Origin of the sequence: Parabacteroides sp. CAG:2, assembly GCF_000436315.1 — a bacterium.
In the GTDB taxonomy this organism is placed as follows: domain Bacteria; phylum Bacteroidota; class Bacteroidia; order Bacteroidales; family Tannerellaceae; genus Parabacteroides; species Parabacteroides distasonis.
On sequence record NZ_FR885312.1, the window covers coordinates 80,970 to 103,160 of the forward strand.

The window sequence follows — 22,191 nt, forward strand, 5'->3', positions numbered from 1 at the left end:
AAGAGGGATTCCCGAGAGCGTCGTTGGGAATATCCCGATAATCATGATTTATTTATCGCCTCCGTGGAAGATCAAGTGAAAATGATCCGTAACCATCCGAGTCTTTGTTTCTGGTGTGGGGCGAATGAATGGCCTTTAGCTAAAGATATCGATCAATGTTTGAGAAAGGAGGTTTTCCCCCGGTTAGATCCGGAGCGTCTTTTCGTGAGTTTCTCTACAGATACGTTGTTTACCCGGAATTTTTTGGGGGATAATGGGGATGGTCCTTACGGTATACAAGAGCCGGAATGGTTCTTTAGCTTCCGTTCGCATCCGTTTAATCCGGAAGCCGGATCGGTTGGTTCCCCGGAGGTCGAGAGTATGCGGGAGATGATGACGGAACAGGATTTGGCCGGTTTCCCAAGGAAAGGTTTGACCCGTAATTATACGTGGCGGTATCATAAGGATCTGGGCTATGGCGATCATCTGGAGCGTTATGGGGAGGTGAAGGATATCGAGACTTATTGTAAGTATGCCCAAGTCGTGAACTATGACCAATATCGTAGTTTTATGGAAGGCTGGGCCTCTCTATGTGGGATTGGTATACGGGTATCTTGATCTGGAAAACCCAGAATCCATGGACATCCTTGCGGGGGCAAATGTATGATTGGTCTCTCGATGTAAATGCTTCCTTGTACGGAACCCGGAAAGGCTGTGAGCCCTTACATGCCTATTATAACCCGGTAACCCGTAAGGCGGGATTGTTGAATACGACCCTGAAAGATTATACGGATTTATCGATTGTAGCCCGTATCTATAATCTGGAAGGCAAACTGCTTTGGGAGAAAGAGACGAGAGCGAGCGCCAAGGCGAATACGGTACAGGAATTATTGGATATCCCCGTTCCGGAAGGGATCAAAGGCGCTTATTTCTTACGGCTGGCCTTGAATGCGGATGTCCCCAATATTTATTGGCTGACAACCGAGCCGAAAGACTACACCAGCTTATCTCAACTTCCGAAGTCAAGACCGGGAATCAAGACCGAGATCAAGAAGGAAGGATCGAATTTCGTAGGTACAGTCCGTCTGAGCGCTGATTCGCAGATCTCGTTCTTCAACCGTATCAAGGTCTTTGATAAGGAGACAGGCAAACGAATCTTACCGGTACATTATTCGGATAACTATATTACGCTAATGCCGGGTGACCAACAAGAAATAAGCTTGGAGTTTCCCGCTAATCTGCCGGAAGAGCGAATACAAATCGTGGTGGATAGCTACAATTCTCCTTTGCCTTGACGTACGATCTCGAAATTATCCGTCGTGCAATCTATAACCGTAGAGGCTTCCAATCCTCCGAAACCGCCGTCGATTACGATATCCACTTGATGCTCGTATTTCTCGTGTATCAATTCCGGATCTGTCGTATATTCGATCACCTCATCCTCGTCGCGGATGGACATGGTTAGGATTGGATTTCCCAAGGATTGTACCAATGTACGGGTGATGTTATTGTCCGGTACACGGATTCCGACTTCTTTCCGGTTCTTGTAAATCTTTGGAAGCTCGCTGCTGGTGGGTAAGATAAAGGTGAAAGGACCGGGCAGATGTTTCTTCATCAGCTTGAAAGCGGCGTTGCTTACCTTGGCGTATTCACTAAGATTAGACAGGTCGTAGCAGATGATAGACAGGTTGCTTTTCTGTGGATTAACCCCTTTCATCTGACATATTTTCTCTACCGCACGTACGTTCAGCGCATCGCAACCGATGGCGTATACCGTGTCGGTAGGATAAACGACAAGGCCGCCGTCCTGCAGGACTTTGACGACCTTGTCTATTTCTTTTTGATTCGGATTCTCCGGATAGATTCTCACTAACATATTAGCCGTAGATAATGTGTCCGTTCTCGTCTGTATATTCCTCTAATCCTTTACTATATTGGTTCATGGCCCGGAGGCTCATACCCATGCTTGAGAAACCACCGTCGTGGTATAGGTTCTGCATCGTTACCTTGCGGGTAAAGTCGGAGAACATCATTACGCAATAGTCCGCGCACTCGTCGGCGTTGGCGTTACCCAGTGGACTCATCTTGTTAGAAAAGTCCATCAAGTGTTCCATTCCCTTCACGCCGCTACCCGCGGTTGTCATTGTCGGGGATTGGGAGATCGTGTTCACACGTACGCCTTTCTCACGGCCATAGATGTAACCGAAACTACGGGCGATAGATTCCAACAGGCTCTTAGCGTCCGCCATATCGTTGTATCCGAAGAACGTGCGCTGGGCGGCCACGTAACTTAATGCCACCACGGAACCATTCTCGGCGATAGCGTCTTGTTTCTTTGCTACCTGTAGCATCTTGTGGAAAGAAATAGCGGAGATATCCAACGTCTTTTCCAGCATTCCATAGTCCAGATCATCGTACGTACGTTTCTTGCGTACGTTCGGGCTCATACCGATAGAATGTAAAACGAAATCTATTTTACCACCTAATATTTCCACTGACTTCGCGAATACGGTCTCCAGATCCTCTACGCTGGTTGCGTCCGCCGGGATTACCTGCGCATTCAACTTCTCCGCCAAAGCATCTACCTGACCCATACGAACAGCGATAGGCGTATTGCTTAACGTGATAGTCGCACCTTCCTCTACGGCTCTTTCTGCCACTTTCCAGGCGATAGACATATCGTTCAGCGCACCGAAGATAATGCCTCTCTTGCCTTTCAATAAATTATGACTCATACCTCTTGTTTATTAATTACGGCACAAACATACACAAAATGTGCAACATACGCAAATGAATATCATAGCCTGACATTTGAATATGTGCCTTGATATTAAAACAAGGTAGAGCCATTCTTTGTTGGCGGTTACTTCTTATTCCCGGAAATAAACCCTCTTTACCCGAGGCGAGATAGAGGTTAATATCTCATAAGGGATTGTTTTCAGTTTATCCGAAAGTTCGCTCACCGGTAGTTCGTCGCCGAAAATAATTACGGCGTCGCCTTCTTGCGCATGGATGTCGGTGACATCGATCATGCAAGCGTCCATGCAGATGTTGCCGATAATCGGACAGCGTTGTCCATTGATCAAGACCTCCCCACCTCCGTTGCTGAAGTGGCGATCCAGTCCGTCGGCGTATCCGATCGGGATGATAGCGATCCGGGAATCACGTTTCACATAACTCATACGGCTATAACCGATCGAATCCCCTGCGGGTACGTTTTGTATTTGTAAGATCGTTGTCTTCAAGGTGCTGACATTCCGTAAGCCTTTTTGTCCGGATGCGCTTACTCCATATAAACCGATACCTAAACGTACCATATCCATTTGATAAGCGGCGAAACGCTCGATTCCCGCGGAGTTTAGGATATGTTTGATTACCTTATACTCTAACCCGCTTTCTAGTTCCCCTGCGGCTTTGGTGAATTTATCCAATTGTTGATGGGTAAAATCATCGAAGACGTACGAGTCGCTTCCGGCTAAATGAGAGAAGACCGAACGGGCGATAACCCCGGATTGCGCTCTCAAGCGTTCACAGATCGCCGGGACATCCTCCGGTTGAAACCCTAGGCGATGCATGCCGGTATCGATCTTGATATGGATAGGGTAAGAGGTGATCCCTCTGCGCTCGGTCTCCCGGATCATGGCATCCAATAGGCGGAAGCTATAGACTTCCGGTTCCAGATGGTTCTCGAACAAGACATTGAAACTGCTGAATTCCGGATTCATGACGATAATGGGGATCGAGATGCCTTCTTTACGCAATTCGGCTCCCTCGTCGGCTACCGCCACGGCCAGATAGTCGCAACGATGTTCTTGAAGGGTCTTCGCCAACTCGTAAGAGCCGGCTCCATAACCAAAAGCTTTTACCATACAAACCATCTTAGTCTCCGGCTTTAGCTTGGAACGATACTGATTGAAGTTGTGTACGATCGCGTCCAGATTTACCTCTAGGATCGTCTCATGCACTTTCTTCTCCAACAACTCGGAGATCTGCTCGAAATGGAAATGGCGGGAACCTTTAATCAAGATCAACTCATCCTTGAATTTCTTGAAGGAAGGAGACTTGATAAATTCCTCGGTGGTCGTGTAAAACTCCTTCTCGATCTCGAAGACGGAAGCATATTCCTTTAAGTCGCGGCCGATACCGATGATACGATCTATCTTCTTACGGCGAACCAAATCGGCGACCTTCTTATATAGAGATTTCGGCAAGGTGCCCGATTGAAGGATATCGGAGAGGATTAAAGTGCTCTTTAATTGCTTGCCTACCCGGCGGCTTTGTTGGAAATCGAGCGCGATATCCAAGGAGTTGATATCCGAGTTATAGGTATCATTTATCAACAGGCAATTGTTGATACCTTGCTTTACGTCCAATCGCATAGCCACCGGCTCAAGATGCAAGAATTTTGTTACGTCGTTTACGCTGGTGGGTTTTAGGTAAAGCATAACCGCCATACAATGGATCACGTTCTCGATAGAAGCGTCGTCCGTGAACGGAATGGTAACGACCCGGTTGAAGCCCAGTAAAGTACAGTGAATGATCGTCTCAAACTCTTTCTTATCGATAGACTCGATAAACAAAGGAGCCTCGGAGTCCGTACGGCTCCATGCGATCGCTTTATGAGAAAGGCAAGCCGATTCGATACAATTGGCGATAAATAAATCATCCCCATCATAAATAATGGCTTCGCAATCATTGAAAAGCGTCAGCTTCTCCATACATTTCTGATTGGAGGAGAGGAAATTCTCTTGATGAGCCTCCCCGATATTCGTGATGATACCGATCGTGGGGGCGATAATGGGTTGCAGGCGTTCCATCTCGTCCGGTTGTGAGATACCGGCCTCGAAGATGCCCAGTGTATTTTTCTCGCTCATCTGCCATACCGAGAGAGGAACCCCCAACTGGGAGTTGTAGCTCCGAGGCGAACGTACGATGTTGAACTCGTTATGCAACAGTTGATAGAGGAATTCCTTTACGATCGTCTTTCCGTTGCTACCGGTGATGCCGATCACGGGGATGTTGAATTGCTTCCTGTGGTGAGTCGCCAGTTTTTGTAAAGCTCGTAACGTATCTTTTACGATCAGGAAGTTTGCGTCCTTCATGCTCTCGAACTCCGGTAGCATATCGCTTACCACGAAGTTGCGAACACGAAGTTTATAGAGTTCCTGTATATATCTATGTCCGTCGTTCGTCTTGGTTTTCAAGGCGAAGAAGAGGCTTTTTTCCGGGAAGGAGAGACGACGGCTGTCAGTCAACAATAAACTGACCGTATCGTCAAGCAATTGGTTTGTTTTAGCACCGATAACTCTTGCTATTTCTTTAATTGCGTATTCCATTCTTTTATTTTAGTTTAGACTTTACTATTTCGATCTCTTTTCTGATATCAAAGGAAGGAATTTTCTCGCTAATTCGTTCCATCTTTAACAAAGTTTGAAGGATAAACCGCTTATAGGCCTCGCTATCCGGTTGAAAGGGCTTATGGTTAATAGCTTTTTGAATATCACCCCATTCTTTAAGGATTGCCGAAGTGTCTGTGGATAAGAAATTTTCGATAAAACGTTGCCAAATATAATCAATGGCCAATGGGGAGGGATGGAGCATATCGTCCGCATAGAAACGATAATCCCGGAGCTCGTCCATAAGGATCTCATAAGCGGGGAAGTAGGCGATTCGGCCGGGATAATCTTTCTGTAAGGCGTCCGTGGCTAGCAATAGGGTGGCTTTGCTGAGTTGGTTCTCGTGCGCCCCGTCTTTCCAGTGGCGGATTGGACTTACGGTAAATAAGATTTTCAAGGCGGGGTTTTGTTCCCAAAGGGCTAGTAACAGAGGTTTCCAGTCCTCGACGATCTCTTGCGTGGATAATCGTTGCCGATCGAACATCTTTTCCGGTAGCTTATGGCAATTCGACACGATTCGCCCGTCGCTCTTGAGGCGGTAGACGAAAGCGGTTCCCAACGTGATTACCAACCGGGTCGCTTTTCGCAGGAAATCGGAGGATTCGGATAAGCGGCTGTTTATATGGCCTAGGCATTCTTCTTCCGAGGGAGCGGAGAAACGGCTATGATGGGTAAAACTATGGTATATGCCCTCATGCTGGAATAAATCGCCGGGAGTGAAATACTCCGGGCGTAGCAGCATCCGCAATCCTTCCGCTACGGAAGCCGGGTTATACAGAGTACCGAATGGGTTTATATCTACGGAGAATTTATTCTCTTCCAGTTTCCGCCCGATATTCTCGGCGAAGCAGGAGCCCATCATCACGACCCGGTCCTCATACGAGAAAGAGAATCGTGCTTTCGGCAACAGGATTCGGGTATAAAGTTCCATATTTACTTTTTCGCAAAAGTAGATATATGTTTACGGAAATGCAAATAAGGAAGGTGTTTTAGGGGAATAATGTAACAATGCCCATTGTAAGGTTGTTAGGATGGGCAGTATAAGGAGCTTACGATGGGCATTGTTGCGACCTTATAATGCCTATTGGCGGAAGGTCGGGAGTGATACTATAAAAGAACGGCGGTAACTTGTTGAGTGTTACCGCCGTTGGTCGTAGCCTTTGCCGGGGCTACGCTTCATCTCCCATCGTTGCCATATATTCTTTCCATAAGGAGTCTATGTCGTAATCATTGCCGAGCGCATATTTCACGCCACCATCGAACGACCAAGGAATAACCTCTAATGTGCTTCGGTTGAACTTCCGCAGGAAATCCGGGCTCTTGGTTTGCGTAAGCCATGCGAGGAAGAAGCCTGTCGTGCGGTAACCATCCATATAATGGCCGCCTTTGGGACGATCTTCCAAGGTAAAACCGCCGTTTAAGTATCTTACGGCATCCGCCACACCTTCTATCATGGCCCAGAAAGTCTTATTAGTCCCATAGCTACCTATGCCTTGAGGCTCCAATTGGAAACCATGCGTCAGCTCATGGTATAATACGCCACGGGTCTCGTAATCCACTTTCGCGGTGTCGTTATTGGCAAAACTTTTCTCGATCCATTTCGTGCTGTATACGATACTGATGGAAGGGGGCGCTCCGTCTTTCGCGGATACCCCGTCGTATTCCTTTAATGTATAGTGGATCTCCTCGATGCCCGGGATACTATCTTCCGGAGTGAAATAAAGCGTCTCTACGACCTTGCGGGCGTGCTTGGTAATATAAGCTTCCGGATCAGGGATAACGGCGGCATAGATTGCCGAGCCCTTAGCCTCGGGGGAAAGATTCTTGAAATCGATCTTTCCGATGTAATAATTATCCCAAGGATTTGAGGTGGCTTCCGCTACTGTAGCCGCCTGTTCCTTTTTGCCGGAGCAAGCGATGCAAGTCCACAGCAGGAAAGCACCGCTGATTAATTGTTTATACTTCATGAGTCTTGTCTGTTTTTTCTGATAAAATGGGTTAATCCGTCAGTGAATAAGGGCGATCCTCTCCGTTGAACAATCGCTTTTTGTTCGGGCTGGAAGTCATCTCGAAAGTGAGCGTTCCACCGTTCATGATGTCATCCTGCGTGATGTATCCTTTGGTATAGGGTTTCCCGTTTAGCTTTACCGCTTTTACATAACGGTTCTTGTCGCTGACTTTATCGGCTTTTACCTCGAAAGTCTTACCATTCTCCAAGCGGACCTTCATATAGGGAAGGTAAGGAGCGCCTAATACGTATTGATCTGTACCCGGGCAAACCGGATAGAATCCCATGGCGGAAAGGATATACCAAGCGGACATCTGGCCGCAGTCGTCGTTACCGCAAAGGCCGTCGATATTGTTGCGATACATCTTATTCATGATCTCACGTTGCCAGAATTGGGTTTTCCAAGGCTGGCTGGTCCATGCGTATAAGAATGGGATGTGATGGCTGGGTTCGTTACCGTGTACATAACCTCCTAGTAATCCTTCTTTGGTTACGTCTTCGGTCTCGGCAAAGAACTCATCGGGAAGATGCATCGTGAATAAGGAATCCATTTTAGTGATGAATGCTTGCTCGCCTCCCATCAACTGAATCATACCATTGACATCTTGAGGGACATAGAAGGAATAATTCAAGGCATTTCCCTCGATAAACCCTTCACCGTGCGTGCTTAACAAACTGAAGTCCTCTTTGAATTTACCATTCGTATAACGGGGACGGGCATATCCGATCGAGGTATCGAATACATTCGCGTAATTGGACGCACGCTTTTTATAGGTATCGGCCACGGATCGGTTTCCCACTAATAAAGCTGTATTATAGATTGTCCAATCATCATAAGCATACTCCAAAGTCAAGGAGCCTGCGCTACCGTTGCGATCTAAAGGAACATAACCTAATTCCATAAACTCTTTGGTTCCCTCATAATACGGAATCGTAGAGCTGTTGATCATCGCTTTTAACGCGGCGTCTTTATCGATCGGTAATCCTTTGGCGATAGCATCTGCCAAGACAGAGACGGAATGATAACCGATCATGCACCAGTTCTCGTTTGCCATATGGCTCCAGATCGGCAAGGCATGATGAACGCTTTGCTCGCAATGTTTCAACATAGATTTGGCGATATCCGTGTTAACTTGTCGGTTGATGATATTGAACAGGGGATGTAGGGCACGATAGGTATCCCATACGGAAAAAACCGTATAGTTCGTGAATCCGTCCGCTTGATGGATATTATGGTCGAGTCCGCGGTATTGACCGTCAACGTCCGTATATACGCAAGGATTGATCATCGTGTGATACAAGGAGGTGTAAAGCATAGCCAATTGATCATCGCTTCCTTTTGCGTCGATGACGGAGAGCGCTTTATTCCAAGTATCGGAGGCTTTGGCGGCTAATTGGTCGAAGTCCGCACCGGAAGCCTCGGCACGTAGATTTTTCAAGGCTCCCTCGGTGCTGACTCCGGAAAGGGCGACTTTCACTTCCAACTCATCAGACGTTTTCGGATCGAAATCAAAATAAGCGACGATCTTACGTCCTCCGATATCCGGGAAGTTCTCTTTCATATTGAACTTGGCATAACCGCCCCGATAATTAACTTTCGCTTTCTCTTCGCATCCGTAATGCGTGATCGGTTTGGAGAAAGACATGGCGAAATAAGTATAGTTGGTACGTGCCCAACCGTTTGTGATACGATAGCCGGTTACCAGCGTATCGTTCTCTACGCGAATATTGGTCCAAAGAACTTTGCCGTCATAGTTATAGATCCCGTGAATCATATCAAGGATAATGCGTTGGTTCTCACTGTTCGTAGGGTATGTGTATTTGTGGATGCCGACCCGTTGGGTGGTGGTCAGTTGTGCCTTTACGCCATAATCGGTGAGCATCACCTCGTAGTATCCGGGACGGGATATCTCGGTGCCATGCGAGAAACGGGAACGGTAACCGCCATCGGGATTCGTGGCCGTTCCGGGGTTTAGCTTCAACGTTCCGGTGGTAGGCATAATCAAGATATCCCCGAGGTCGGAGTGGCCGGTACCGCTGAAGTGGGTGTGGCTGAAACCTACGATGCTACTGTCTTTATGTTGATAACCCGCACAATACTCGTAGGAGCGAGGTTGGTATTTACCATCTACGTTGTGTGGTATGGTATCTGTATCCGGACTGAGTTGCACGAGTCCGAAGGGTACACAAGCGCCCGGGAATGTATGTCCCATTCCATTTGTCCCGATGATCGGGTTTACAAGATCAACTACACTGGTCTGTGCGATCGCTACTGTTGAGCTGGCTGCCAGAAAGAGGCAACACATCGATTTCTTGAGATTTATCATGTCGTATCAATTAGTTAGAAAAGGATGAAACATAAAAGGTCACCTTTGATAGTTCCAAGGATAACCTTTGATAGTGACAAAGGTAACCTTTTATATTTTCAGATCAATAAGTATAGTAGTCCTCTATCATTGTCAAGTGCTAATTTGTTAATAATGGATTTCTACTATACTTAGTTGATATTTAGAACAATGAGTTAGCCTCGTTCGGAGATAAGTTTGCGTTAGCATCCAATTGTCTTTGCGGAATAGGGAAGATATTACGCTTTGGTTCGTTGGATGCAGTCTTGTCCCACCAAGAAGTGGTTACGAACTTGTTGAAACGAACCAAGTCTGTACGGCGGATTCCTTCGAAAGCAAACTCTCTACCTTTTTCGGCCAAGAACTCATCCATGGTCAGAGTAGCGGTCGTATATTTCGCTTTCTCCCAATCCTCTGCCTTGAAAGAACGTTGACGAACGCTGTTGATCATATCTACCACTTCTTGCGTTGCTTTGCCCCCGTTCTTACGCATCAAGGCCTCCGCTTTGTTATAGATAACCTCGGAATAACGGAACATCACCCAGTCGTTGTTCATATCGCCGGTAGTACCCGGTTGGATCTCATACTTGATAGAGCGAGCGCCGCTGTTTTCTTCGCCCTCGGTCATGGACTTAATGTAGTTTACGAATACCAAATCCTGCCCATTGTACTCCTCTGAACCTTTCAAAGGCTCTGCGGTCGTGTCGTAGTAGTAATTACCGTTTTCATCTACTTTGCGAGGATATTGCTTACCGATCAAGAAACCCTCAATTTTTCTCAAGTCGTTGTCAGCGAATGAGTCATAAAAGGTCGGTTGTGTCACCAAGCCGTTCCAAGGACCGGATTGCAAATCCCAGCCAGTTTGGTGTGCGTAATGCAACCAACGTTGATACCAACCCATTCCTTTGGCATATACTTCATCATACACGATTGACCAGATAATCTCGGTAGATCGCTTGTCGTTATCCGCACGGAAAGTGTCGTTCCACTTCTTATCCAATGCGAAACCTCCCTTAGCTAATTCATCGCAAGCTGCGATACAATCATCCCAGCGTGCTTGTCCAGTATAAATTTCCGCATTCAAATAGAGACGAGCCAATAATGCGTAAGCCCCCCATTTGGATACACGTCCGTAGGTCTCTGTTTTACTCTCTGACAAAGAAGGAATACTCTCGTTTAACTCTTTTTCGATCCAAGCGAATAACTCTGCGCGAGATTTGGAGGAAGGATTGATTTCACCGATTTTCTCGCAAATTGGAGCCGTACCGAACATATCCATCACATACCAATAACAGTAAGCGCGATATACACGCATCTCCGCTTGTGCTTGTGCTTTAGACATTGGAACTTGGAGTGCTTCAAAATCTATATTCTCTGTATCTGTAAGGAAGTTGTTAGCATATCCGATACCTTCAAATAATTTTTTCCAAGCATCCACTACTTGACCATCCGTAGGAATCCATTGATGGCGGTGTAAGCGAATCCAGTCTCCATTGTCATAGCCGTGGCGACCTTTTTGAGGCCATGCGGCACAGTCGGAAGATAACTCGTTACATGACCAAGGCGATTGGGCTACTTGCATAGTTCCACAGAAGTGTCCCCATGGACGCATCATGGCGGCCATTACCTCGCCTGCATTGTTGTAATAATTCTCAGCGATTACCGAGCTATGTATTTCCTCTGTCAGGTCCGTACAAGAGGTAAATGCGGTAGCTCCCAGCAATAATGAAATTGCGCATATATTTTTTAAAGCTTTCATTGTATTGTCTTAAATCTATTGTTACTTAATTAGAATCCAAAATTAACGCCAAACGTGAAGGTACGGGTGGTGGGATAAGATCCGCGCTTCTCTATACCTGCTTGTAGTCCTGTTACGTTTACGTCAGGGGTTAAACCAGAGTATCCTGTAATAGTCGCAAGATTGGTGACATTACCATAAATACGTAAGTTGCGCACATATTTATTATTTTTGAAGTTGAATGTATAACCTAGTGTCACGTTATCGATCTTCAAGAAGTTCCCTTTCTCTAGATAATAAGAAGAGAACAATGGTTGCTCTGTTACCTTGTTCTTCAAGGCATCCTTGTATACGTTTGTGCCAGACTGATCGATATTAACAGTCGTTCCGAAATAAATAGCACCCTCGTTCAATACGTCATAATCAAACATACCGCGCAGGAAGAAGCTGAAGTCAAAGTTCTTATAGGTAAATGTGTTCTGTAAGCCAGCCTTGAATTTCGGCAAACCATTACCGATAAAGGTACGGTCAGCGTCAGACAGACCTTCCTTTCCGTCTATGTCGCGAAGATTCCAAGTTCCGTCCGGGTTGATACCATCGCATACATAACCGAAGAATGACGCGATCGGCTGTCCTTCTTGTAGGCGGTAAGCCTTGCCCGGGTTACCCGGAGAGGGCAGGTCATATTGATCCTCGTAAGAAGATTTGTACACGTCGTTAGACAAAGATGTCAATTTATTATTCTCGTATGAGAACGTGAAATTAGCCGTGTAAGAGAAATCCTTAGTCTTTACGACCTCTGCGTTTAATGCTAATTCTATACCTCTATTTCTCATCGTGCCTACGTTGGTGGTGATCGTGTTGTAGATCAAGGATGGCTGTTGGGCATTGTAGCTACTGATCAAGTCGCGAGTCGTACGACTATACCAATCGATCGTACCATTTAGGCGTCCACCTAGCAAGCCGAAGTCGAAACCGATGTTCAAGGACTCATTCTTCTCCCATTTCAAATCCGGATTCGGGTTGATATTCGGACCGTAAGTGGCGGCTAGCCATGAACCGGTGTAAGCGTTCCAAGCTCCAGCACCTGTGCCGTAGGTAGCGAGAGACATATATGGATCGGTAGGTAGACTACCCGTGATACCGAAACCGGCACGGAATTTCAATACGTCGAATACTTCTTGGCTCTCCATGAAGTCCTCACGAGAGATCATCCAGCCTGCGCTGACAGAGGGGAACCAAGCCCATTTGTTGTTCGCTCCGAACTTCGTGGAACCTTCACGGCGGATAGAGGCGCTGGCCATGTATTTACCGTCGTAATTATAGTTGGCACGGGCGAAGAAGGCGATCAGTTTGCTGGTCTCTTTTTTACTCTTCATCTCGGCCTTACCATCTTTTAGGTAACCGCCGGCTTCTAGGTTATTGGTACCGAATACGTCCGTCAAGAAGTTCTTGTTCTCGGCGCTGAATTGCTCGTATTCAAAATCTTGGTAACTGTATCCCAGCAAACCGGTAATATTGTGTACGCCGTTGATGGAAGTATTGTAGTTTGCTGTCCATTCAGTAGTACGGTTGGTATTCTGATAATATTCTTTTTTGGCGCGTCCGTTTGTACCGTCTTTATATTGGCTATATTCCTCACGCATGCTATAATCGTTAGTTAATGCGTCGTTCTTCTCCATAGCGAAGAAAGCGGCGGCTGTCAGACCGGGGATAATCTCATATTGAGCCTTGAAGTTCGCCAATAAATTCTTGAATTCCTTTTTCTTGGTACGCTGGTATATGCGGGCTACCGGGTTGAAATCTTCGTAACCGCTGTAAGTTTCCCAGAAGGAGCCGTCTTCCTTATAAATAGGCATCGTCGGGTTGATACGGATCGCCTGGTATAATATGCCGTAATTAGGGATATCTCCTACCTTATCCACATCATCGGAAACTGCGTCCACTTTCACGAAAGAGTTTGCTAGATTGAAAGAAAGCTGTAGTTTATCATCAAACGCACGGTGGTTCACGGCGATAGAGCCATTGATCGTTTCACGGCTGGTGTTACGGATCATACCATCATTCTTTTTGTAATTTAAAGAAGCGCGATAGTTTGTCTTACCATTACCACCAGTAGCGGTCAAGTTGTGTACATGGGTGAAATTACTCTTATTCAATAAAGCGTCGTAATGGTTATCCCGTCCACCAAAGTCGCGGATATTGGCGTTGTTGGTTTCCTTGCCATAAGCGACGAACTCGTCTCCATTTAAGATTTCCGGTCGTTTATAAACCGCCTCGTGCATGATATATCCTGAGTAATCCACTTGAGTAGTTCCGGCTTGCGGACGTCTCGTGGAGACGATGATCACACCGTTATTACCCCGGGTTCCGTAGATAGCGGCTGCGGAACCGTCTTTCAATACGTCGATCGCCTCGATATCCTCGGGTGCGATAGCGTTCAAAGAAGTCATATTACCCGGCATACCGTCAATAATAACGAGAGGCTCATTGCTACCTTTCAGAGATGAGGCACCACGCATCTGTACTTTTACCTCGCCATTAGGGTCGGTGCTACCACGTGATACAGTCAGACCAGCTACACGTCCTTCCACCAATTGCATCGGGTTCACTACCGGTGCCTTGTTAAAGTCGGATGCTTTCACGCTGGTAACGGATGAGGTGATCTCACCTTTCTTTTGGGAACCGTAACCTACGACTACTACCTCGTCTAGTGTCTCAGAGTCTTCAGCTAAGACTATGTTCAATGTTTTTTGCCCGGTATAACGAACTTCTTGGGATTTGAAGCCGATGAAGGAAAATACCAATGTGCTGTTATCCGGCACATCCAAGGTGAAATTTCCGTCAAAGTCCGAAGCTGTTCCGTTCGTGGTTCCTTTCACAACAATACTAACGCCAATCAGAGGTTCACCCTTTTGGTCTTTTACTACACCTTTAATGGTTGAACTTTGCTGTGCGATCTGATGAATCTCCATGTTTCCCATTTCAGGAACAGTAGAATCTTCGACCGCATAAGAGGACTGAAACATTAAAGATAAACAAAGTAACAAAGAGGTTCGTCCACCTAATAAAGTCAGGCATTTCCTCGTCTTACCTTCACTCTTTTTTTTCATAAAAACATTAAATTAAAAGTTAATAATGTGCTTCCCGAAGGAAGAATACACACAAGCGGTTTGCTTTGTTATTCGACAGCAATATTAATAGGTCTTAACGAATTGAAGAGTGCTTTGAAATGCCAAAGAAGTGTCATGAAATGCATATGGCAGATTATGATACTCTTTTGGTCGATTATGACACTATTTAGGAATCAATGATTTATGCCTCTTTTGTGCGGTATTCTTTAGGAGTCATGTTATATTTACGGGCAAACTCCCTATAGAAGTATGATTTGTTAGAAATCCCTACATTATAAATAATTTCCTGAACGCTCATGTTGGTATTTACGAGTAATTGCGCTGCATAGTTTAACCTATAATCCTTTATAAAATCACTCGGCGTCATGGTAGATATTTTCTTGAAACGGCGATATAAGATGCGGGTGTTTATATTCAGTGCGTCCGCTACCAGCTCGGGACCGAGTCCTTCCTTGCTGACATTTTCTTTGATGATAGCGGTTACGGCGTCAAGGAATTCCTTGTCTTCTTGATGTAATAATTGCCCTTCCGTATATTGATAAGCACTTTCCGGAGAATAGAAATACTCTTTTAATTCTCTTTGATTTGTCATCAATCGGTTCACGACGGATAGGAGAACTGTTGGCGAGAAAGGCTTGGTTAGATAGGCATCCGCTCCTATATTAAGTCCTGCCGCTTGCTCTTGGTCTGATATTTTGGCAGATACGATAATAAGCGGGATATGACGGGTATATCTATTTTCCTTGATAAGAGAGATCAATTCCAATCCGTCGATATTAGGCATCATGATATCGGTGATGATAAGGGAGGGAGTGTATTGCTTGAGGAATTCCAGAGCCTCCTCCGCATTATAAGCTTCCTGAACCTGATATTCGGAAGAGAGGGTTTCCGTGATTAGCCAGACGATGTCTTTATGATCGTCGATAACGAGTATCATCGGTTTATCTTCCGTCTCTTTTTGTGCCGTATGTGAGATTTGCGGCTTTTGTATATCCGTGTTTGGGGAAGGAAGCGATACGGGAATATCTTCGTCTATCGTGTCGTCTGAGCTCTCCTCTACGATGCCAAAAGGTAAGGTAACTGTAAATTCAGCATATTGGCCGACCTCACTCTCTATGTCGATTTTACCACCTAAGGATTGTACGAGGCTGTGGCAGATAAATAAGCCGAGGCCATTCCGTGTCGTATTTTGCCTGTTATCGTCGTTATCCATCGTGCCAAGGATACGATATCGGTCGAAAATATTTTGCATGTCTGCCTCCTCGATTCCTTTGCCGGTGTTGTAAACTTTAAGGACGAGGAAGTTCTCCTCCTCATGTAAGGAGATACGAACCGTGCCCCCGTCTTCCGTATACTTAAATGCGTTGGAAATCAGATTTGCTAGGATCTTCTTGAAATAGACGGAATCCGTATTCCAATAGAGCTCTTTGGGAGCGTCGATCTTGAATTGGATTTGGTGTTGCTCGGATAGTGGGTAAAACCATTCGAATTGGGTTCGCAAAAGAGAAGATACGGATACTCTCCGGATATGCGCATGACTGAATCCCGCATCTTCCGCTTTCCGGAAATCAAGGATTTCTTGGATAAGCCCGTTCAGTTCCTCTACATTTTCCCGAAGGACTGAAGTGTATTTTTCTAACGTCTTGTCTTTTGAGGCGGCGGCATAGGCTTGGATATAATTCTCCACGCCATTGATCAAGGTAAGCGGGGTACATAACTCATGCGTGATATGGGTAAAGAAATTCAGTTTGGACTCGTATAGTTTCTCTTTTTGCTCCTCCTTGATCTTGTCTGCGATCTGCTTTTGTTTCTTTAGAATTTGGTGATGGATACGATAGATGGCGATGATGAGTAAAACCGTACCGATAAAAAGATACGTGAAAATGGCTAATGAGCTTAGATAAATAGGAGGTAATACCTTGATAGGTAGGGTGTATTCTTTTGCCGACGAATCAATGACATCGTTACGATAACGGACTTTCAGTAAGTATTCCCCGTACGGGAGGTTCATGAAAGTTACCTTGTTTGTCTTTTGCAATTCTTTCCAAGAGGAATTATAGTTGACCAACTGATACGAATACTCGTAATTCTCCCCGTTGATGTAATCCGGAGCGACGAACGCAATCGTTAACGATTGCACATCAGCCGGAACCGTTACACCGTTCCGGCTGATGTCCTTATATAATGGAAGGATTTGCTTATCCATTTGCAACTCGAAGAAACTTAATTCGGGTTGATAGGTATGCTCCGGCTCCGTTTGCTTGTTTACCCAGACCAATCCGTTGATACCTCCGAAGAATAAGCGCTCGGAGTATGGGCATTTCCAATAAGCGTCATCAGAGAATTCCGTGACGCTAAAATAAGGTTGATGATAGTTATGGAAAAAATTATTCCGGGGATTATACTTGGTGAGGCCTTTGTTGGTGCTTAACCAGATACAGCTATCATTCCCCTCATGGATACCATGGATCATGTCGTTTGCGATCCCGTTGCTTTTATCGAATTGGCGTAAATGTATCTTTCCTCTTTTAAATTTAATCCGGGTAAGTCCGGAGCTGGCGCCTGCATAGAAAGTAGAATCCTCGGTCTGGCATACAGATAACACGTCTCCAATGGCCGGATTCCTTAAATTGTTGGTTTGCAGGAACTCATATTTCTGGTTGAATATGTTAAAACTAATAACCCCATAACCGCCACGACTCCCGAGAAATAAGGTCGAGTCGTTATCATATATCATGGATTGAATCTCTTTGCAGGTATTCTCCCCGTTTTTTAGCGGGAAGGTTTGTATCTTACTGATTGTAGGCGTGACTTTATCCATACGTAAAGTAACCTTCAGTAATCCGTTGCCGGTTGTCGCCAACCATAATGTCGAGTCGTTTACCTCACAAATAGAATGGATATAGCGGATAGGGGGAGTGTCCTCTTGCTGCGGGATCGTCTTCATTCGATTTTCTTTATAAGAATAATAACAGAGCCCCGGGCCTTCCGTACCGATCCAGATACAAGGATGGAATTCGCTTCTCTGGAAGCTATATACCCGGTTGCTGGATAATCCGTCGGCGGCGGTGAAATGCGTGATAGCGCTTTGTGGAATCGCCTTTTTGTTTGGGTAAGTGTCATAGGCTTGTATCCGGACAATTCCGTCTCCTTTTGTCCCGAACCAAAGGGATCGATCATTGTCTGTATATAAAGAACGTATGGGGTTCTGTATATTAATCGGTAAATCCTTGAGTAAGATAGAGCCGAAAAGATCGGGTTTATCGTAAAACATCCGTATGCCTTGTCCATCGGTCCCTACCCAAAGAATCTCCTGTCTTTTATCGTTCATCAGGCAAAAGATACCGATGCCCGTGTCTATCGTGTTTTCCGGTTGGCTTAGGTCTAGAATATTGCCGTTACGGAAAACGATATATACATTGGATTGGAAGGTACATATCTTAATGATGTTTCCATATTTATTTGTCATTCCAGACAGATCAAACAGGAATTCTTTCCCGCTTCCGTCTACCTGTTGGCGATATAACTTATTGTCGGTATCGACAATGAAGATATGGTTATTCTCATGAAATGCGGATAAGATCGGTTTATTATGGAATTGGCGTTCTTCCGATAGTAAATTAAAAGTTGTATTGGAGAAATCCGGTGTTAACTTTTTCAGTATTCCCGAGGTCAATAGTAAATAAAAATATCCGTCTGTTCCGGCGAATAAAGTCCGTACGGTTTGAGGGCCTATCCCTTCTCTCGGCAGATCCCGGAATCCATCGCTAAATGGGGTGTAACAAGATATCCGGTTTTCTTTACAAATGGCTAATGTGATACCGGATGAATCGGTCGCTACCAGATCACTCTCCATGTATCCCGGGTAAGACTCGGTGACTTTCCGTTTCTTTAGCGAGAATTTATTGATACCTAAAGAGGTTGATATCCATAAAAAGCCGGGTTCTGCGTCGGATATTTTGTGAATGATATTACTACAAAGAGAGTTTTTGTTATTTAATTCGAAACGATATACATACGTATCTTTTCCGTTGTATAAGTTAAGTCCGTCGTAAGTCCCGATCCACAAATAGCCATCCGGATCTTGATGCATGCAAATAATGGCATTGTTCGACAAATTAATCATATTTGCCTTATGCAAAGATTTAGACGCGAGTGAGATAGGAGATGCGATTAAAGATAGTATTCCTATAAATAAAACGGTAAACAGGATATTTCTCATGTGTTTGATCCAGATTAACTTTTACGTTCTGTAGGCAAAGATAGTGAATAAAATGGAGACTTCGTGCAAAGCATCGCATTACTATCCCGTTTCTTCTTGTATATTTTTAATACCTATTTATAGGGATTTTAGAGGGGTGTCGCAAATGTTACAGGAACATGAGGATAAAAGTTTTACCTTTGTGCCGGTAAAAATGTGGTATTAGATAAGATTGTTTATGAAATTTGAGAATGAGTGCTGGGATCACTTTAAGGGTGAGACCTGGAAAAGAGAGATCAATGTAAGAGATTTTATCCAGAGTAACTATACGCCTTATGAAGGGGATGATTCCTTTTTAGTCGCTTCTTCCGAGAAGACCCGTAAGGTCTGGAACAAGCTGACCGAGATGTTTAAGGTCGAGAGGGAAAAGGGAGTTTATGACGCCGAGACAAAATTACCTCAAGGGATCGATGTATATGGCCCGGGCTATATTGATAAGGAGAATGAGGTGATCGTTGGGTTACAAACCGATGCTCCGCTGAAACGTGGTATCTTCCCGAAGGGCGGTATCCGTATGGTTGAGAATAGCTTGGAAGCTTATGGTTATCATTTGGACCCGATGACGAAAGAGATCTTCACGAAGTATCGTAAGACGCATAACGAGGGCGTTTTCTCCGCATATACGGAAGAGATGATTGCCGCACGTCGTTCGGCTATTATCACCGGTCTGCCCGACGCGTATGGTAGAGGACGTATTATTGGTGACTATCGTCGTGTCGCTTTATATGGTACGGCAATCTTGATCGAGGAGAAAAAGCGTTTCTTGAATCGTTTGGATATCCAAGAGATCACGGAAGAGATCATCCAGAGCCGTGAGGAGATTTCCGAACAGATCAAGGCTTTGAAAGCGTTCGAGAAAATGTGCGCTAGCTATGGCTTTGATGTGACTCGTCCGGCACAAAACGCTCGTGAGGCGGTTCAGTTTGTGTACTTAGCTTATCTGGCGGCGGTAAAAGACCAAGATGGCGCGGCGATGTCTATCGGACGTACTTCTACGTTTTTGGATATTTATATCGAGAAAGACATCCGTGAGGGTAAGTTGACCGAAGAGGAGGCGCAAGAATTGGTAGACCAGCTGATCATCAAGTTGCGTATCGTTCGTTTCTTACGTACGCCGGAATACAATGATTTGTTCTCCGGTGATCCGGTTTGGGTAACAGAGTCCTTGGGCGGCCAAGGAGTGGATGGCCGTTCTTTGGTAACAAGAACTTCCTATCGTTATCTCCATACATTATATAATCTAGGTCCGGCACCAGAACCCAATTTGACAGTTCTGTGGTTTAAGAACGCTCCCGAGAACTGGAAACGCTTCTGTGCCAAGGTCTCTATCGATACATCGGCTATCCAATATGAGAACGACGATTTGATGCGTCCGGATTATGGAGATGATTATGGTATCGCTTGTTGCGTTTCTCCTATGAAGATCGGTAAGCAGATGCAGTTCTTCGGAGCCCGTGCGAATTTGGCGAAATGTTTATTATATGCGATCAACGGAGGACGGGATGAGCGCAGCGGCGTACAGGTAGCCCCGATGTTCGAGCCGGTTCGCGGCGAGTATCTGGAATACGATGAGGTGATGGCTAAGTATGAGCAAATGATGCGCTGGTTGGCGAAAGTGTATGTGAACGCCTTGAAGATAATCCATTATATGCATGATAAATACGCATATGAGGCATTCGAGATGTCGCTTCACGATGGAGATGTAGAGCGTATCCGTGCGACAGGTATCGCCGGTCTTTCTATCGTTGCCGATTCGTTGGCTGCTATCCGTGATACGAAAGTACGTGTGATCCGTGACGAGCGTGGCTTGGCGGTTGATTTCGAACGTGAGGGCGAATATGTTCCTTTCGGTAATAACGACGATCGTACGGATAGTATCGCTGTAGAGATCACCGAGAAGTTCATGGAATATTTGCGTCAGCACGAGACCTATCGCCATGCGAAACCTACGCAGTCCATCCTTACGATCACCTCTAATGTGGTATATGGTAAGAAGACTGGTACGACACCGGATGGCCGTATCGGTGGAACTCCTTTCGCTCCGGGCGCAAACCCTATGAACGGTCGTGATACGAAAGGTGCTATCGCTGCGCTAGCTTCGGTAGCGAAGCTTCCATTCCAGCATGCGCACGACGGTATCTCTTATACTTTCGCTGTTTCTCCGGCTACGTTGGGAAAGGAGCGTGAAGTGCAGATCAATAATCTGGTTAGCTTATTGGATGGCTATTTTACTCCGGATGGAGGTCAGCATCTGAATGTTAACGTATTTGATAAGGATTTGTTGATCGACGCTATGGAACATCCTGAGAAATATCCGCAACTTACGATCCGTGTATCCGGATATGCGGTAAACTTCGTGAAACTGACTCGTGAACAACAGTTGGATGTTATTTCAAGAACCATTAACCATTCACTGTAAGTGATAAAAGGTAAGATACATTCATTAGAGAGTTTCGGGACCGTAGATGGTCCCGGAATTCGCTTTGTCGTTTTTATGCAGGGCTGCCCGTTGCGTTGCCTGTATTGCCATAACCCGGATACTTGGAACCCAAAAGGGAAGGTGAAATATCAGATGACTCCCGGCGAGCTATTGACGGAAGTCTTACGGTATAAGAGTTTTATCGCCCGTGGGGGGGTGACTGTTACCGGTGGGGAACCTTTATTGCAACCTGAGTTTCTGAAAGAGTTTTTCCGTTTGTGCCAAGAGCAAGGTCTTCACACAGCTTTGGACACATCTGGTTTCGTATGTACCTCAAAAGCTTGGGAAGTCTTGGATTATGCGGACTTAGTGTTATTGGACATCAAAACCTTAAACCCGGATTTACATCCGTTACTGGCGGGTGTCAAGCAGGATAATACGCTTCTGTTCTTGGATGAATTGGAGAGACGTGGCATAGATACTTGGATTCGCCATGTTATTGTCCCCGGATATACGGATAATGACGAGTGGCTGGAGGCGTTAGCTCGGTATGTCAGTTCATATAAAGTGGTTCGCAAAGTGGAATTATTGCCTTATCATACGATGGGAACCTATAAATATGAGCAATTAGGTCTCGATTATCCGTTAAAGGGGGTGGAACCCTTATCAAAAGAACGTTTAGATAATGCGAAAGCGATATTCTCTCGCTACAAACCAGAAAATAACAAGGCCTGATCTCTCGATCAAGCCTTGCGATTATGCAACAGCTAATCAGGGAAAACAATCTAATCCGATTAGCTTTTAAACGATAGTAATAATTTTTTGCCTAGACTAACCTTGACTATTTAATATGTGTTTGTTTTGTTATATGCAACAAATATCTATTTTTGTAAGGAGATAAAAAATGATAT

The 22,191-nt window shown here is 45.3% G+C and carries 14 protein-coding genes (1 of these 14 cut by a window edge); 5 read left to right on the top strand and 9 right to left on the bottom strand.

Annotation, left to right across the window (positions count from 1 at the left end; translation table 11 throughout):
- The 3 genes in view from QVP94_RS12790 to QVP94_RS12800 are tightly spaced (at most 22 nt apart) and all read left to right on the top strand, a layout consistent with a single transcriptional unit that may run on beyond the window.
- Positions 1-41, top strand: the end of a protein-coding gene (locus tag QVP94_RS12790) for a glycoside hydrolase family 2 protein (protein ID WP_502685445.1). Its footprint begins 1,228 nt before the window's first position; 41 of the gene's 1,269 nt are visible here — the last part of the coding sequence; the start codon falls outside the window, past its left edge; its stop codon occupies positions 39-41.
- A gap of 22 nt (positions 42-63) precedes the next feature.
- Positions 64-597, top strand: a complete 534-nt coding sequence (locus tag QVP94_RS12795; protein WP_288213275.1) for a hypothetical protein — start codon at positions 64-66, stop codon at positions 595-597.
- On the top strand, positions 570-1,274 hold the full coding sequence (locus QVP94_RS12800; protein ID WP_022192769.1) for a hypothetical protein: 705 nt from the start codon (positions 570-572) through the stop codon (positions 1,272-1,274). Before QVP94_RS12795 ends, QVP94_RS12800 begins: the two co-directional genes overlap by 28 nt.
- Here the strand turns inward: QVP94_RS12800 and QVP94_RS12805 are convergent.
- From QVP94_RS12805 to QVP94_RS12845, 9 genes are all read right to left on the bottom strand, one after another.
- Complete coding sequence (locus QVP94_RS12805; protein WP_005867379.1) at positions 1,253-1,855, bottom strand: L-threonylcarbamoyladenylate synthase; 603 nt, start codon at positions 1,853-1,855, stop codon at positions 1,253-1,255. The genes QVP94_RS12800 and QVP94_RS12805 overlap by 22 nt on opposite strands.
- Position 1,856: 1 nt before the next feature.
- Positions 1,857-2,714, bottom strand: coding sequence for an enoyl-ACP reductase FabI (locus tag QVP94_RS12810; RefSeq protein ID WP_005859732.1), 858 nt, complete (start codon positions 2,712-2,714; stop codon positions 1,857-1,859).
- Between the two features lie 135 nt (positions 2,715-2,849).
- A complete protein-coding gene (locus QVP94_RS12815; RefSeq protein ID WP_005859730.1) occupies positions 2,850-5,315 on the bottom strand; it encodes a bifunctional UDP-N-acetylmuramoyl-tripeptide:D-alanyl-D-alanine ligase/alanine racemase in 2,466 nt (821 codons plus the stop codon).
- A 4-nt stretch (positions 5,316-5,319) separates the two neighbouring features.
- Positions 5,320-6,306 (bottom strand): GSCFA domain-containing protein, encoded by a 987-nt coding sequence (locus QVP94_RS12820; RefSeq protein WP_005859728.1) that lies wholly within the window; start codon positions 6,304-6,306, stop codon positions 5,320-5,322.
- Between the two features lie 238 nt (positions 6,307-6,544).
- Positions 6,545-7,342 (bottom strand): basic secretory family protein, encoded by a 798-nt coding sequence (locus tag QVP94_RS12825; protein WP_005859727.1) that lies wholly within the window; start codon positions 7,340-7,342, stop codon positions 6,545-6,547.
- Positions 7,343-7,373: 31 nt separating this feature from the next.
- A complete protein-coding gene (locus tag QVP94_RS12830; protein ID WP_036629093.1) occupies positions 7,374-9,710 on the bottom strand; it encodes a GH92 family glycosyl hydrolase in 2,337 nt (778 codons plus the stop codon).
- 181 nt (positions 9,711-9,891) lie between these two features.
- Positions 9,892-11,487: a RagB/SusD family nutrient uptake outer membrane protein gene (locus tag QVP94_RS12835; RefSeq protein WP_005859723.1), complete on the bottom strand. Its 1,596-nt coding sequence runs from the start codon at positions 11,485-11,487 to the stop codon at positions 9,892-9,894.
- A 29-nt stretch (positions 11,488-11,516) separates the two neighbouring features.
- Entirely contained in the window at positions 11,517-14,579 is a 3,063-nt protein-coding gene (locus QVP94_RS12840) for a SusC/RagA family TonB-linked outer membrane protein (protein WP_022192770.1), read from the bottom strand.
- Between the two features lie 202 nt (positions 14,580-14,781).
- Positions 14,782-18,822: a hybrid sensor histidine kinase/response regulator transcription factor gene (locus QVP94_RS12845; RefSeq protein ID WP_022192771.1), complete on the bottom strand. Its 4,041-nt coding sequence runs from the start codon at positions 18,820-18,822 to the stop codon at positions 14,782-14,784.
- Positions 18,823-19,039: 217 nt separating this feature from the next.
- Between QVP94_RS12845 and pflB the strand changes: the two genes are divergently transcribed.
- Both pflB and pflA read left to right on the top strand, forming a co-directional pair.
- Entirely contained in the window at positions 19,040-21,280 is a 2,241-nt protein-coding gene (pflB, locus tag QVP94_RS12850) for a formate C-acetyltransferase (RefSeq protein WP_008772883.1), read from the top strand.
- A complete protein-coding gene (pflA, locus tag QVP94_RS12855) occupies positions 21,281-22,015 on the top strand; it encodes a pyruvate formate-lyase-activating protein (RefSeq protein WP_005867396.1) in 735 nt (244 codons plus the stop codon).
- The last annotated feature ends 176 nt before the right edge of the window (positions 22,016-22,191 follow it).